This is a genomic window from Bradyrhizobium sp. B117 (genome assembly GCF_038969555.1).
Classification (GTDB): Bacteria; Pseudomonadota; Alphaproteobacteria; order Rhizobiales; family Xanthobacteraceae; genus Bradyrhizobium.
On sequence record NZ_CP152414.1, the window covers coordinates 2,012,184 to 2,026,597 of the forward strand.

At 61.3% G+C, this 14,414-nt stretch carries 15 protein-coding genes; 10 read left to right on the forward strand and 5 right to left on the reverse strand.

Annotated elements, in window-relative coordinates; all coding sequences use genetic code 11:
* The first annotated feature begins 128 nt into the window (after nucleotides 1–128).
* A complete protein-coding gene (locus AAFG16_RS09795; protein WP_342738989.1) occupies nucleotides 129–368 on the forward strand; it encodes a hypothetical protein in 240 nt (79 codons plus the stop codon).
* Nucleotides 365–574, forward strand: a complete 210-nt coding sequence (locus tag AAFG16_RS09800; RefSeq protein ID WP_342738990.1) for a hypothetical protein — start codon at nucleotides 365–367, stop codon at nucleotides 572–574. The genes AAFG16_RS09795 and AAFG16_RS09800 overlap by 4 nt, the downstream gene beginning before the upstream one ends.
* 48 nt (nucleotides 575–622) lie before the next feature.
* On the opposite strand, the gene AAFG16_RS09805 is transcribed toward AAFG16_RS09800, so the two are convergent.
* Nucleotides 623–1,138, reverse strand: coding sequence for a septal ring lytic transglycosylase RlpA family protein (locus AAFG16_RS09805; protein WP_342738991.1), 516 nt, complete (start codon nucleotides 1,136–1,138; stop codon nucleotides 623–625).
* A 281-nt stretch (nucleotides 1,139–1,419) separates the two neighbouring features.
* Here AAFG16_RS09805 and AAFG16_RS09810 point away from each other — a divergent pair, with 281 nt between their 5' ends.
* Both AAFG16_RS09810 and AAFG16_RS09815 read left to right on the forward strand, forming a co-directional pair.
* Nucleotides 1,420–1,734, forward strand: coding sequence for a hypothetical protein (locus AAFG16_RS09810; RefSeq protein ID WP_342738992.1), 315 nt, complete (start codon nucleotides 1,420–1,422; stop codon nucleotides 1,732–1,734).
* A gap of 579 nt (nucleotides 1,735–2,313) precedes the next feature.
* Nucleotides 2,314–2,580 carry a DUF2934 domain-containing protein gene (locus AAFG16_RS09815; RefSeq protein WP_342738993.1) on the forward strand — a complete coding sequence of 89 codons (267 nt, stop codon included), beginning with the start codon at nucleotides 2,314–2,316 and terminating at the stop codon, nucleotides 2,578–2,580.
* Nucleotides 2,581–3,148: 568 nt separating this feature from the next.
* On the opposite strand, the gene AAFG16_RS09820 is transcribed toward AAFG16_RS09815, so the two are convergent.
* Nucleotides 3,149–3,754 carry a cupin domain-containing protein gene (locus AAFG16_RS09820; RefSeq protein WP_342738994.1) on the reverse strand — a complete coding sequence of 202 codons (606 nt, stop codon included), beginning with the start codon at nucleotides 3,752–3,754 and terminating at the stop codon, nucleotides 3,149–3,151.
* Entirely contained in the window at nucleotides 3,741–3,866 is a 126-nt protein-coding gene (locus AAFG16_RS09825) for a hypothetical protein (RefSeq protein ID WP_342738995.1), read from the reverse strand. Before AAFG16_RS09825 ends, AAFG16_RS09820 begins: the two co-directional genes overlap by 14 nt.
* 126 nt (nucleotides 3,867–3,992) lie before the next feature.
* Here AAFG16_RS09825 and AAFG16_RS09830 point away from each other — a divergent pair, with 126 nt between their 5' ends.
* The 4 genes from AAFG16_RS09830 to AAFG16_RS09845 all read left to right on the forward strand — a co-directional run bounded on the left by AAFG16_RS09830 (nucleotide 3,993) and on the right by AAFG16_RS09845 (nucleotide 8,375).
* Nucleotides 3,993–4,433 carry a hypothetical protein gene (locus tag AAFG16_RS09830; RefSeq protein ID WP_342738996.1) on the forward strand — a complete coding sequence of 147 codons (441 nt, stop codon included), beginning with the start codon at nucleotides 3,993–3,995 and terminating at the stop codon, nucleotides 4,431–4,433.
* A 234-nt stretch (nucleotides 4,434–4,667) separates the two neighbouring features.
* Nucleotides 4,668–4,982, forward strand: coding sequence for a co-chaperone GroES (gene groES, locus AAFG16_RS09835; RefSeq protein ID WP_342738997.1), 315 nt, complete (start codon nucleotides 4,668–4,670; stop codon nucleotides 4,980–4,982).
* A gap of 38 nt (nucleotides 4,983–5,020) precedes the next feature.
* Nucleotides 5,021–6,640, forward strand: coding sequence for a chaperonin GroEL (gene groL / locus AAFG16_RS09840; RefSeq protein WP_342738998.1), 1,620 nt, complete (start codon nucleotides 5,021–5,023; stop codon nucleotides 6,638–6,640).
* 1,024 nt (nucleotides 6,641–7,664) lie between these two features.
* Nucleotides 7,665–8,375: a GntR family transcriptional regulator gene (locus AAFG16_RS09845; RefSeq protein ID WP_342738999.1), complete on the forward strand. Its 711-nt coding sequence runs from the start codon at nucleotides 7,665–7,667 to the stop codon at nucleotides 8,373–8,375.
* A gap of 28 nt (nucleotides 8,376–8,403) precedes the next feature.
* Here AAFG16_RS09845 and AAFG16_RS09850 read toward each other — a convergent pair whose 3' ends face one another.
* Nucleotides 8,404–8,838 carry an OB-fold domain-containing protein gene (locus tag AAFG16_RS09850; RefSeq protein WP_342739000.1) on the reverse strand — a complete coding sequence of 145 codons (435 nt, stop codon included), beginning with the start codon at nucleotides 8,836–8,838 and terminating at the stop codon, nucleotides 8,404–8,406.
* Nucleotides 8,838–9,917: a thiolase family protein gene (locus tag AAFG16_RS09855; protein ID WP_342739001.1), complete on the reverse strand. Its 1,080-nt coding sequence runs from the start codon at nucleotides 9,915–9,917 to the stop codon at nucleotides 8,838–8,840. The genes AAFG16_RS09850 and AAFG16_RS09855 overlap by 1 nt, the downstream gene beginning before the upstream one ends.
* Before the next feature lie 125 nt (nucleotides 9,918–10,042).
* Between AAFG16_RS09855 and AAFG16_RS09860 the strand changes: the two genes are divergently transcribed.
* Entirely contained in the window at nucleotides 10,043–12,742 is a 2,700-nt protein-coding gene (locus tag AAFG16_RS09860) for a CoA transferase (protein WP_342739002.1), read from the forward strand.
* On the forward strand, nucleotides 12,739–14,385 hold the full coding sequence (locus AAFG16_RS09865; protein ID WP_342739003.1) for a GMC family oxidoreductase N-terminal domain-containing protein: 1,647 nt from the start codon (nucleotides 12,739–12,741) through the stop codon (nucleotides 14,383–14,385). Before AAFG16_RS09860 ends, AAFG16_RS09865 begins: the two co-directional genes overlap by 4 nt.
* Nucleotides 14,386–14,414: the final 29 nt, after the last annotated feature.

The window sequence follows — 14,414 nt, forward strand, 5'->3', positions numbered from 1 at the left end:
GAATCATTGGGTGACCGTTTCCAATTCGCTTAATTTGTTGTTCCAGCCGCGGAACAAACTGCGTGGGTCCTGCTTCTTTAGCGTGGAGCGTCACCGCCTTCTACCCCGGGGATGCGAGGAGAAGCGACATGCAGAAGCGGCGGCATTTTAAGCAGACGGTTTCTCTTGCTGACCGTCTCTCCACTTTCGCGAAGGAAGCTGGTGAAAAGGCGGCAGGTCTTCCTCGGGGCCCAGCGCGAGACGAGCTGTTGAAGAAGGTCCGCCAGGCCGAGACGGCGTTGCGATTGGAGGGCTGGACGGCGCCACGAAGGGAACCGCAAGATCATACCATCGAGGATGATCACTTCGCAGGTTCGAGGCATCCATGACCCAGCTCGACGACCGAATGCAGGCCAACCTCGACGTCGTGCTCGTGGACGTGTGCCGTTCACTTCCTCACGGTGGCGATCACCAGTTGCGAAAGCAGATCGCGGAAAGGCTGCTCGACAGCGCGATCAAGGGAAACAGAACTCTTGCAGGGCTGACTGACGTGGCGAAGGCCGCTCTCGCGGAGGCGACACAAAAGTCGGCATAGTCCTCAATAAAGGCCGAGCAAATTCGCTTCGGCGCCCCGGTTGCGTGTCTACAGCACCTCGGCACGAACCTGAGCGACGCCACGATCCGTCATCCCCAAGCTGCGCGCAGCGGCGAGCGAAAGGTCGAGGACGCGACCGCGAACGAATGGGCCGCGGTCATTGACGGTGACGATGACGCTGCGGTTGCCGTGAGTGACGCGTAACTTGGTACCGAACGGCAGGCGGCGGTGCGCCGCGGTCATTAGATTTCGATCAAACGATGATCCGCTCGCGGTCCTGCCTTTTGAATAAGAATAGTAGGAGGCTTTGCCAGAAAAGACTCGGTTAGCACCTAGACGATCGTTCGAGGGCTCTTGCGCGGGTTGCGCTTGCTGTGTGGTCGGAGGTTGCGCTTGCGGCTCGTCCTTCTTCATCTGTTCGAGTCCCTCAGAGGCCGGCTCTGCGTGGGCCTTTGGAATGATGGACCATCGGTCATTGAAATCCTGTGCTGCGGCGGAGTCCGGGGTCAATCCAATCCAAGCAGGCACTGTCGCAATCGCGACCATTCTGACGACAGGATGCATTGTTGGCCTCGTCTAAAAATTGAAGATCAAACCGACAATGCAAGCTCGTGAGGCCGCGTTCCTCAACACGCGTTCGCGTCAGGCAAATTGGTGATTGCATACCGATCTTGCGGAGCAAGAGCGTTGAGGCACCGCAGCAACACACCATTTCGCTGCGGCGCATCAACTAGGAAGGGGCGGGGGGCGAGTCATCTTGGATAGAGCGGCTGGAACCGGCCCATGGGAAAATTCGTATGCGGGGGTCCCGCGTTCATTTCAGATTTTAGAGCAAAAGGAATTTAGTGACGAAATCCGCACCAAAACATCTTCGTAAGGACTCCAGCGAGTTCTTCAAGCATGTGACGAAGGAATACGATCTAGACGAACACCACGTCATTCTGCTTACAAAGGCCTGTGAAGCCCTCGACAGGGTCAAAGAGGCGCGGGCGGCAATCAAGACCCACGGCCTCACCTACACCGATCGGTTCGGCACGCCGCGTGCAATGCCAGAAGTCGTCATTGAGCGAGATAACAGGCTCGCTGTAGCCCGCCTCTTGCGAACTGGGTCTGGACCTTGCCGGGGACGGCAAGACCGCGCCGCCAACACTACCGGCTAATCGATAATGCCAGTCCGCAAACGCAATCTGTCGCGTCGCGCTGTTCTCAGTAGCAACGCGCAAGCGTGGCTCCGCGGCGAAGCACAGGGGTCTCTTGCGACTGAACCTAGACAGTTTTTGTCCTCCGTTCCGGCGACCCATGGCGCGCTTCGACGTAGATGCTTTTTGGAGCTTCCGACCATGTCCATCGAACACTTCACAAAAACACGCGCGGAGCTGGCCCCGCCTCGAAGGCTGCGGCCCGAGACCACTGACCCTCTCGCCAAACGGCTAGGCGGAGCTCTCGCCGCGAGACAGGGGCGTGGAAGGCCGTTAGCCTACTGGTCAAGGGAGCTCGATCAATTGCTCCAGGCGAAAAGGCTTGTGCAGGATCGGCCGGTGAAGGCTTCAGGTATATCGCTGTCGCCGTAAGCTATGTCGGCTTTCTCCACAGGTACAGCGCATTGGCTTAAAGGGGTTAAGAGCCACTTGTGTGCAAAAGTGAACTCACAGTTCGACATCAGTAGAAGTCGGCCTGCCGGCGAAACAATCGCGCGCCGATGGAGTCGTCTTCAACAAAGGAGGACGGGAGCGGCTCAGATGGACGAGCGGGCGAAGCTGGAGCACCAGATCGAACTGGCCACAAAGGCGGCCGCCTATATTCGGGACGAGAGCACTGTCAGCCGGTTGAGGCGGTTTGCCAACGAACTAAGGCAAAGGCTTTTCCCGTTCACTCGCGATCAACAGATCAAGATGCGAGCGCATGAGCTCTGGGAGCACGCCGGCCGCCCTGCGGGGCGCGACCTGGACTTCTGGCTTGAGGCGGAGCGGGAAATCAGGGGGCGATCCGACGAGACATCCGCTTAGAGATCGAACCGATCCTCCCTCGGCAGCCGGTTGAGCCATCTTCCGTTCCGGCCCATCACTGCCGCATCCTAGGGCCGAGGATATGTCGGCTTCTCTAATCGGCCGTTTGAGATCAAGCACTTTCAGACTATCCGCCACTGCAGTGTTGATGTCGCTCACGGGCTCGCGCTTCTCTTCGGAATCGGCACCACGGCCCTTCCATCATGGGATTCGAGGACGAGGTAGAACAATCTGTCAGGCGGCCTTGTCGTCAGTTTGAACGACAGGTTCAAGCCGACATGCGAACTCACCTCATCCATCGTCCCGCGAGGGACATCTTTCCACTGCTGAGTGGATCTCGAGTTTTCTCCTATCGGGTTTGATCTTGAACGGTTTTCATGCTGCTGCCGCGGTTGGCTCCCGAGTCCATCGGAACTCGGTGCCATCAATCCAAATGCGACTATTCCTGGCGCGAGCCGCTTGAGAATAGGTGCTTTACAGCTACGCTAAGGAGCCGGCCGATTCCCAGCTGCCTGCGGTCGTGGGATCCGGGTGTCCTCCGTACTTGGCTTCCGCGGCCAACGGCCGCTCATTTTGGTTTTCTCCAAAGTTTCGCCAGCGGCCCACCCGCCCCGTACGCCGGATCCTTGCGGGGCACCGGGACCTTCGGGATCGTCTTCAGCGCGCGCGGCCGGTCCTCAACGGACGTGCATTCATCGTACGTGCCCGCGGCGGGGTAGGCCCCAACGACAAGAAAGTCCTTATCTGCGGAAAGACACTGGTGCCCAGTCCCGGCGGGCAGAACCGCGACATCGCCGGCCTTCAGCGTGAAGATGCGCCCTTTGTTGCCTCCGAAGCGGACCCGACCCTTGCCGCGGGCGATCCCGAGCACCTCGTGGATGCGGGAGTGGTAGTGGACGTAGTCGTAGATGCCGTCGCGCCAGCTGTCGCTCCAGCCGTGAGCGTCGAAAAGATCTTCGAGCACCGCCGCGGGGTCATGCTGCCCGTCCAGCCGCACTGCGCCCCTGTAGAGAATCAGTGGCCAACGGGGATGATTGGGGACGAGCCCGTCGTCCTTGAAGCGGACGGTGTGGGGACTTCTTGGACGCGCAAGATCCGGCTCCTGGCGCTTGCCCGGTCGGCGAAGTCCAGTGGCGCGCTCCGCATATTCCTTCATGTCCTCAAGGATCGGCATGTCCGTTCTCCTCATCGATCGCACCGGGATATCCCGTCGAGAAGCGCAGCGCCCGCTCTAACAATGCGGAGCGCGCAAAGCCGGCGAGGACGTCGCTCGCTCCGTGCGCCATGTTCGGACTCCATAACTCCGAAGGCCGGTCCCGGGTTCGCGCCGGGTCCCTGGAACCAACCCCGCAACCCCTTGTGGAAAATAGAATTTGAGGCTGCGAATGAAGAGGAACACGCGAAGGTCGACGTTGATCGCGATCGGCATTGCGGTGCTCGCGGCCGCCGTGAGCTACCTGCTGATGGGCGGCAAGGATTCCGGCGCCGTCCAAGCCGAGTCCGGCGTCACCTTCCAGAAGGCGGCGGATGCCGCCGGTGCCCAGGTCCTCGCGTTCCATTGCGGATCGGTCCCGGAAATCGTCGAGGACGGACTGACCGGACGCATCGTGTCCGACGTCGATAAGGCAGTGCGGGCCATTCCCCCGATTGCTGCAACTCGACCGCAAGGGCGTCCGTGCCTGTTTCGAGGAACGTTTCTCCTCCGCCCGCATGGCCGCGGACTACGGCCGCATCTACCAGAGGATGCTTCGCAGGCTTCCGACACCCGGCTCCCGCCATCGGCACTCGCTGCGCGTTCGGCCACCCTCCATGGACAGGGCCCCAGAAGCGCCGCCCACGGCCCCGTAAATTGAAGGCACGACCTGCGGCACTGCGGAAAGTCGGCGAGAGGAGCCGCGCGCCGTTGAGATCACCCGCGTGACGGATCGCGGTGGCGCGGCAATGTCACCGCGGAAACGTCTGCCCGCGGTTCGAAAAATCTAGTTGATTCCTCTTGACCTCCGCTTTGCCTCGCCTGGTCGATTTTGCCGGCGGGCCGGTTACGGCCCCGGTTCTAATGACATCGCTGAATTGCAGGGAGGATGTGCATGCATTTCCGTCCATTGCACGATCGCGTGCTGGTGCGACGCATCGATGCCGAGGAGAGGACTGCCGGCGGCATCATCATTCCGGATACCGCGAAGGAAAAGCCGCAAGAGGGCGAGGTGATCGCCGCCGGTCCGGGCGGCCGTAACGAACACGGCCAATTGGTGCCGCTCGACGTGAAGCCTGGCGATCGGGTCCTGTTCGGCAAATGGTCCGGTACGGAGGTCAAGATCGACGGCAAAGAACTTCTCATCGTAAAAGAGAGCGACCTCCTGGGTGTCGTCGAGAAGACCTCCGCGACGAAGAAAGCCGCTTGAAGCGCTGACAGTCATTAAAGGGGAAAGGAGAAAACGTCATGGCTGCCAAGGAGGTAAAATTCTCAACGGAAGCTCGCGATCGCATGCTGCGCGGCGTCGATACGCTGGCAAACGCCGTCAAGGTGACACTCGGGCCGAAAGGCCGCAACGTCGTGATCGAGAAATCCTTCGGCGCGCCGCGCATCACCAAGGATGGGGTCACGGTCGCCAAGGAAATCGAGCTCGAAGACAAGTTTGAGAACATGGGCGCGCACATGGTCCGCGAGGTGGCGTCCAAAACCAGCGACATCGCCGGCGACGGCACGACGACCGCGACCGTGCTGGCGCAATCGATTGTCAAGGAAGGCGCGAAGTCCGTTGCTGCGGGCATGAACCCGATCGACCTCAAGCGGGGCATCGACCTAGCGGTCGAGGCGATCGTCAATGATCTCCGATCGCACGCCAAAAAGGTCACCGCGAACGACGAGATCGCCCAGGTCGCTACGATCTCGGCGAATGGCGACACCGAGATCGGCCGCTTCCTTGCCCAGGCCATGCAGAAAGTCGGCAATGAAGGCGTCATTACGGTGGAGGAGGCAAAGAGCCTCAATACGCAGTTGGAGGTGGTCGAGGGCATGCAGTTCGACCGCGGCTACATCTCGCCTTATTTCGTCACCAATGCCGAAAAGATGCGGGCCGAGCTCGAAGACCCCTACATCCTGATCCATGAGAAGAAGCTGTCCGCACTGCAATCGATGCTGCCGCTGCTCGAGTCGGTGGTGCAGTCGGGCAAGCCGCTGCTGATCATCGCCGAGGACATCGAAGGCGAGGCGTTGGCGACGCTGGTCGTCAACAAACTGCGCGGCGGGCTGAAAATCGCAGCCGTCAAGGCACCGGGCTTCGGCGATCGCCGCAAGGCGATGCTGGAGGATATCGCGATCCTCACCGGTGGCACAATGATCGCCGAAGATCTCGGCATCAAACTCGAGAACGTCACGCTCAAGATGCTCGGCCGTGCCAAGAAGGTGGTAATCGACAAGCAGAATACCACCATCGTCAACGGCGCCGGCGGCAAGAAGGACATCGAGGCGCGCGTCGCCCAGATCAAGCTGCAGATCGAGGAGACGACCTCGGATTACGATCGCGAGAAGCTGCCGGAGCGGCTTGCCAAGCTCGCCGGCGGCGTGGCCGTGATCCGGGTCGGCGGCGCCTCCGAAGTCGAGGTCAAGGAGCGCAAGGATCGCGTTGACGATGCGATGCATGCGACGCGCGCCGCTGTGGAAGAAGGCATCCTGCCGGGCGGCGGAGTGGCGCTATTGCGCGCGCTCAAGGCGCTTGAACGCGTCAAGACCGCCAACGCCGACCAAAAAGCCGGCGTCGATATCGTGCGGCGCGCGATCCAGATGCCGGCCAGGCAGATCGTCGAGAATGCCGGAGAAGACGGCTCGCTGGTGGTCGGCAAGCTGATTGAGAAAAGTGACTACAATTGGGGCTTCAACGCGGCGACCGGCGAGTACCAGGATCTGGTGCGCGCCGGCGTGATCGACCCGGCCAAGGTGGTTCGCACGGCCTTGCAGGATGCCGCGTCTATCGCCGCCCTGCTGATCACCACCGAGGCGCTCGTCGCCGAGAAACCAAAGAAGGCGGAAGCCCCGGCCGCGCCGCCGATGGACTTCTAGCTTGGCGGACAAGACAACCGACCTATCCCTCGAACCAGGAAAGGACACGTCGACAATAGGAGCTTTCAGATGAGCAGGAATCTTCAGTGAAGACCGCGTTGGAATGGAGCGGTAGACGCCGGAACGTCCGCATAGAAGCCCTAAGAGCGCGGGGCGACCGCCAGCCTCGAACGCCTCGAGATCGGTCGAGATTGACGGTCCGAATCGCCGAACAGGTGGTACACAGCGGTGGTCACAAATTTCGGCCGGCGCTTTCCGAATCCTTGTCTTTCGGCGGTTTTCGCGACTACGGAGCCGTGTGGAAGAAAGTCCCTCCCTCTCCGCCACTATAAAGTAGCCTCGAGAAAGCCCCGTAAAATCAGGCCTTACTGCACGCCAGAAGCGTCTGGTGTAGCCCCAGGGTGTAGCCCCAAGGGTGGTTCCAGTTTGCCACGGCAAGCTGATAGTTTCAATGCCAGCGGCTGCAAATCGGAGCAACGGACCGAAAGCCTCAGATGAGGGACTTCTGATCCGGACGCAGACCGGGGACAGCAGGCCGAACAAGCTGTGGCTGCGGCCGCCGGGACGATGTCTTCGGGTCGGCGAGCGATTTAAGCGGAATAGATCAGCGCCAGTTGGCGATGCTCGCGAACGTCGGGCATTCGGGCCGTCGCCCTGGAAGGATCGCTGCCCGGAACATGTCGATGCGCCAGCGGTCGTGCTCGAAAGGAATTGCAATGTCCTCGAGCAGGAGTTCGGAATCGACGCCGCACCGACAATGACTGGACACGTGTCTTCCCGAGGTAAGGCGAGGACATGGGTTCAGCAGCTGAAACATCTTTTCGAGGGACTTCCGACCATCGCGGCCCTCGTCGGGCATGCAAAGGGTTCGGTCACGGGCAAAGCGTCCATACACTCGACACAGCGCTATCTCGATGTCTTCCCGGCAAGGCGCAGGCGCGCTGCGGCTGTGCAACCAGCCATTTAAAGTATTCACATTTCCCGGATGGGCCTTAAGATTGGTAGGGCCAATCCGGATTCATTTATGTTAGACGCCAACCTGAACTTAAGGCCAGCGCGATCGATCCGCGCCATCGAAGACATAGCCGACCAAATCCGAGAACAGCTTCGATCTGGACACCTGCGTCCTGGTCAACGGCTGCCGCCGGAACGAGAACTGGCCAAGCAGTTGGGGGTCGGGCGCAATACCGTGCGCGAAGCCATGACGATGCTTGAAGTTGCGGGTCTGGTCGAACGACGACTCGGCAGCGCAGGCGGCGCGTTCATCACGAACTCCAACAGCAGGGCGGTCGCCGAACGCATTTCGGACGGCATGATGCTCGGACGGATTTCGTTGGGCGACTTGGTCGAAGCGCGGCTGGCCCTGGAAACCTTCATCGCGCGAAAAGCCTGCAAAAGCGGAACGCTCGAGGAATTTGACGCGCTAGAAGCGAACATCGAACGGACCGCGCGGATACCGCTCGCTTCATGGGAGGAGCGCCTGGCAGCCTACGCTGAATTCCTGGCGATCTTTATCGGCGCGGCGCATAATCCGCTCCTCGGTGACCTGGCCAAGCCGTTGATCGAGAGCACCCGCGCGCTCGTGAGCCGCATCGGACCGCCGAAGAAGGATGAATTCCTGACGTTCCGCCGTAAGCTGGTTGCAGCCCTCAGGGCCCGCGATCCAGAAAAGGCAAGCAAGGTCGTCGCGAAGACCATGGAGTACATCCAGGATAGCTGGTCATCGCGCGTTTGATCGGCCACGTATCTACCAGGTTGCAGCCTTAACACTCAGGTGACGGCGTCCCGACCAGCCGGGCTGCGAAAGAGGGCGTGTTCGGATAGCTGATCGCGACAAGTTGGACCTGACGATCCAGGGGTGCCGGACCATCGCCAAGAAGGCGCGTGGTAACGCGAATGCCTTCCTCCAGGTCGACTACGCAGACTCGGTAGGGAGCTTCGAATTGGAATACCGCTGGCACCGCGTACATGGTCATCCAGGAATAAAGCTTTCCCTTGCCCGAGAGTTCGACCCACTCGATTGGTTCGTTCCAATTGTGCGGCGAGATTTGCTTCGGCGGAAACGTCAGCCGCTTACTAAGAGTTCCTCGCGTGGTCAGGAAGCGACCCTGGGCAAGCGCATCCCAGAACGTCTTCGTGAATTCGCTCACGCGCGGAGGATAGGGATGCAGATGATCCTGTACGATGATCTCGAGCATCAGTGAACCCCCTCTAAAACGTGAACAAGTGCGGCGTTGTAGTTGCCGAGTTCCGCGGCTGTCAGCCCAAGCCGCACATTCTTGACCTGGCGATCTCCCGCGGTCCCGCGAAGCTGGTCCAAGGCCTCGACGAAACTGTAAAGCGGGGTCACATAGGGCGGATGTCCGCGGGATAGCAGGCCTCCCGATGTCCCCATTGGGATGCTGCCGCCGAGCGAGGTTCGTCCTTCTCTCGCCCAGATAGCGCCTCGGCCGCGAGGGACGAGCCGCAACGCCTCGCTGATCAGGATCTCCATGATCGTGACGGCCGCGTAGACCTCGGCAAAATCGATGTCCGAAGAGACGACGCCCGCCTGCTCGTAGGCGCTTGCGCCGGCTCGTTCGAGCGCGTTGAGCGCAATCATGTCGTTGTGCTCATCGCTCACCTGGTGGACGCCTTCGTGGTAGAAGGCGCGCGACCGAATGCGAACGTAGGGCTTTCGCAGCGCGCGAGCCACGTCTTCATCCGCAAGCACGAGACAGGCTGCGCCGTCGCTCCGCGGGGGCACGTCGAACAGGCCGAGCGGTGAAACGATCGGTGGCCCTGCGAGCACCTCGTCGAGGGTAAGGGGCGTGCGAAACTGTGCCAGCGGGTTGAGCATCGCATGCTGCCGGTTCTTCACGGCGACATAGGCGATCTGCTCCCGGGTCGCGCCGGTTTCGTGCATGTAGCGCACTGCGTCCATTGCACCCCAGGCAATCGGGCTGATGCCAAAGGGAGCCTGGAAATCCACGTCGCCGACAGCGCGCATGGAATTCATCATCAGGTCCGCCGCCTTTGCGGCGGACTCGAAATTGATGCCCAAAGCAAGCGAGACCTTCGCACGTCCAAGCAAGATCTCGTTGCAGGCGTTCTCAAATGCGAGGCCACCGGTCATGCCATTGCCTAGCGTCTCGCCGACCGAACCGGCGCAGGGAAGGCGCAGATAGCTTGTCATGAACGTGCCGAAGTACTTTTGACGCGTGTATTCGCGTGGCAGCGTAAACGAGAGCGAGCCGATGTCGCTCTTCTCGACCCCGGCATCGGCAACCGCATCCACGACGAGCCGGGCCAGAATTTCATGCTCCAGTGCCGCGATCTGGCTCTCGGCGGAAGTTTGGTACTTGCCGCACGGCAGTGCTGCGGCGCCGATGATGGTGACGCTCCTCGACATCTTCTCTCCCCGTGTTGCCGGGCTCCCAGCGCGTTGACGGGAAAAGCCCTCTTGACATTAGTACGGCCCAACCATTATATTGGCCCAACCAATGTAGCGCTGGCTGCCTCTGGATGCAAGCCGTGAGTTCCGGGAGGACAGGCATGGACCACTACTTGGACGGTTTTCGCGTCCTCGAGCTGGCAGATGAGACCGGCGAGTACGTCGGCAAGGTTCTTGCTGGCCTCGGTGCCGATGTCGTCAAGGTCGAAGGGGTGGCTGGGGGAACGACGCGTGACATCGGTCCGTTCCGCAACGATGTCCCCGACCGCGAAGCCAGTCTCTTCTTCTGGCATTATAATCACGGCAAGAGGAGCATCGTCCTCGACCTGGACACCAAGATTGGACAGGAGCGCTTTCATGCGCTCGCCAGCCGGGCCGACGTGCTGATCGACACGCGGCAGCGCAGCTATCTCGAGAGTCGCGGCATCGGCTACGCGACCCTCAAGGCGCTCAATCCTTCGCTCGTATATGCCCGTATTCGTCCGTTCGGAGATAGCGGCCCGTGGGCCGACTTCCAGGCGAGCGATCTCATTCATCTCGCGCTCGGTGGCGTCATGATGAACTGCGGCTACGATCCCCATCCGCAGAAGGGATACGAGACACCGCCGATCGCACCTCAGATGTGGCACGCCTATCATATTGCCGGAGAGGCTGCCGTCATCGCTGTCCTCGGCGCGCTCGCCTATCGACGGCGAACCGGCCGCGGCCAGCCCTTAACCGTCAGCATCCACAATGCCGTCAGTCAAAACACGGAGACGGATCTTCCGGATTGGGTCTATCTGCGCCAGCCGCACCATCGGCAGACATGCCGTCATTCGTTTCGGACGACAAGCGTCCCGTCGCTCGCGATCACGAAAGACGGCAGATACATGCTGCCGTACAAGACCTATCTTCAGTCCTCGCCGACGTTCACGGCGGACGCGCCGCGGGCCGCCGCGGCCGTGCTTGCGAAGTTCGGGATGGACGAGGGCCTCCACGAGACCGACGACAAGGCACGCCTCGCAGCCCAGGAGCGCCTCGCGGTGCTGGTCGATCGCCTGTGTGGCCGCCTGATGTTTTCGGACGATCTGTGGCGTGACGGGCAGGAGCGCGGTTTGCCGTGGGCACCGGTGCGCCGGCCGGAGGAGAATGTGACCGACGAGCACTGGATCGCGCGAAAGACTTTCGCGGCCATCAAACATCCGGAAGACGGTACCGAATACACATATCTGGGCGCGCGCTGGTACAGCGAGGATGCCCCCTGGAAAGTGGAGAAGATCAGGCCGCCGCGTCTCGGAGAGCACAGCGATATTGTCCTGCGAGAATGGGCCGCGCCGCGCGATCTTCCACCGCTCGTGGCAGGGACTGGACTTGCGCGATCGCACGGCAGGCCCAGCGCCGTCGGCAAGCCCTTTGCACTTGCCGGCGTGCGTGTGCTTGATCTCGGCTGGATGCTGGCAAGCGCAGGCGCAGGGCGATATCTCTCCGCATTAGGCGCCGAGGTGATCAAGGTCGAGCATATCGACCGCATCGACGGCCTTCGCTACGGCGCAGGCAGATGCCCGTCCGGCGGACGCGCAGAGCGCGACGCTGCCACAGCGCCGATGACGACACCAGTCCCCGCAAATCCAAATCGCTGTGGGGCATTCAGTGAGGTGAACGCGGGCAAGCTCGGCTTGTCGCTGAACCTGAAGAGTCCGCGTGGAAAGCAGATCCTGGAAAGCCTGATTCGCGAAGTGGACATTATCGTCGAGGGCTTTTCTCCCGGGACGATGGAGCGGATGGGCTTGGGGTATCAACGTTTGAAGGAGCTCAATCCCCGCATCATCTATGCCCAGCAATCGGGATTCGGCGAGTTCGGCCATTATGGCCGAACGCGAGCCTTTGGGCCCACTGCGCAGGCCTTCAGTGGAATCAGCGAGATGTCTGGCCTCGCCGACCCGTTCCCACCGGCCGGGATCGGCTATTCCTATCTCGATTGGTTCGGCGCCTACAATCTTGCAACGGCCATGCTGGCGGCCCTGCATCGGCAAGCGACGACGGGGCAGGGGTGCCATATCGACGGATCGCAAACCGAAGTCGGACTCTATCTGACCGGAACCGCGATCCTGGACCATTCGGTGAATGGGCGACGCTGGTCGCGCTATGGAAACTGCTCTCCCTACAAGAAGGCGGCCCCGCACGGCGCCTATCGGACGCGTGGCAACGATGCATGGATTGCGATCGCAGTTTTCACCGAACAGCAATGGGAGGCACTGGCGACCGGTCTTGGTCATCGCGAATGGATCGACGATCCTCGCTTCAGTGATCTGGACACGCGATATCGAAATCAGGATGTGCTCGATCGATTGATCGAGAAGGAGACGACGACACAGGACGGTTACGACCTTATGTATCGGCTACAGGCGGCGGGCGTGGCCGCCGGCGTCTGTCAAACCGCACAGGATCGTTGCGAACGAGATCCGCAGCTCCGACACGAAGGCTGGCAGATCGAGCTGCCTCAATCCGAGATCGGGACCTGGCCAGTGAAGGACTTCCCGGCGAACTTGAAGGAGACGCCGGGCTACGCGGGTGGTCCTCCAGGCCGCGCAGGTCCCAACTACGGCGAGGATACGGAGGCCATTCTTTCCGAAATCTGCGGACTCTGCGCTGCCGAGATTGCCGAACTGCGCGAGGTCGGCGTGATATGACCAGATCGGCCCTCAACGATGAGACGTTCGATTTCGTCATTGTCGGTGGCGGATCGGCTGGCTGCGTGCTTGCGGCAAGGCTGTCCGCCGATTCCGGCAATCGCGTGCTCCTGCTCGAAGCCGGAGGGCGGGATGACAGCCGCCTCATGCCGATGCCGTTGGCATGCGGAAGCATATTCTACGATCCCGCGCTGAACTGGAGCCTGGCATCGGAGCCCGAGGTCTTTGCCGACGACAGAATTATCCATCCGGCCGCTGGGCGAGTGCTGGGCGGAGGTTCCTCAATCAACGGCATGATCTACACCCGCGGCCATCGGCTCGACTACGATCAGTGGGCGCAGATGGGCTGCCGAGGCTGGTCTTTCGACGATGTCCTGCCCAGCTTCACGCGCGCCGAATGCAACTGGCGTGGCGCTTCGAAGATACATGGTGATTCCGGACCTCTCACCACGTCGCCGCTCGCGCGCGACGCCATGTTCGTGGCGATCGCCGACACGGCGAGGCGCGCCGGGCTCCGTGTGACCGACGATTTCGAACGGGACGGTCCCGATGGCTTCGGCCTTCCTGATATCACGACCCACGGTGGACGGCGGGCCAGCACGGCTCGGCGCTACGTTCACCAGGTACGTAGACGGAAGAACCTCGTTGTGAAGACCGACGTCTGCGTGACGCGCATCGTCATGGAGCGGTCGATCGCCGTCGGCGTGGAATATGCGGAAGGCGCAAACACCAAACAAGTTGGAGCTCGCCGCGAGGTCATTCTCTCCGCAGGGGCCTATGGATCGCCGAAGCTTCTGTTGCTGTCCGGTATCGGACCCGCCGATGACGTGGCATCCGTAGGGATCACGCCGGTCGTCGATCTTCCCTCTGTCGGAAAGAATCTTCAGGAGCATCCAGGGACCGCTCTGACTTTTGGTACCAAGGATCCGATGCAATTCGACCGCGAACTGCGGCTCGATCGCCTCATCTCGTCGGTGGCGAGATGGTGGCTGACGGGAACCGGCCCCGTGTCGACCTTGCCGATTTCGGCGATGGCATTCATTCGAACGCGCCAGGAGCTCGAACGCCCTGACATTGAGCTGTTGTTCACCCCGTCTGCGCTCAATGCGCGGACATGGTTTCCCGGCTGGCGCAAGTCCAGTGGCGCGACGCTCGCAATCTCTGCATTCCTGATGCGTCCCGCGAGCCGAGGATCGGTGTGCCTGCGGTCGCCGGATCCGCGCGCGCCGCCGCGAATTCATCTCAACCTGTTAGGTGAACCCGAAGACAGAACCACGCTTCTCGCGGCAATGCGAATGGTGCGGGAATTCATGGCAGGGGAGCCCGTGGCGTCGCTCGTCGCGGGCGAGCTCGGTCCGGGGCGGGAGTTCACCTCCGACGAGGCGCTTCTCTCGTATCTGCGACGAACCATCCGGACGATGCAGCATCCGACCAGCACCTGCGCCATGGGTATCGGCGACGACGCGGTGACCGATCCCGAGCTTCGTGTTCGAGGAACGGAAAGACTGCGCGTCGTCGACGCCTCCGTCATGCCGCAGATCGTCGGAGGGCATACGAATGCTCCTACCATCATGATCGCGGAAAAAGCCGCCGACATGATTCTCGGCCGCTTGGAAAGCGCAGAAAACCATGAGGCCGCTTAGCCAGCTATCGAAAATATCGATCGCAGACG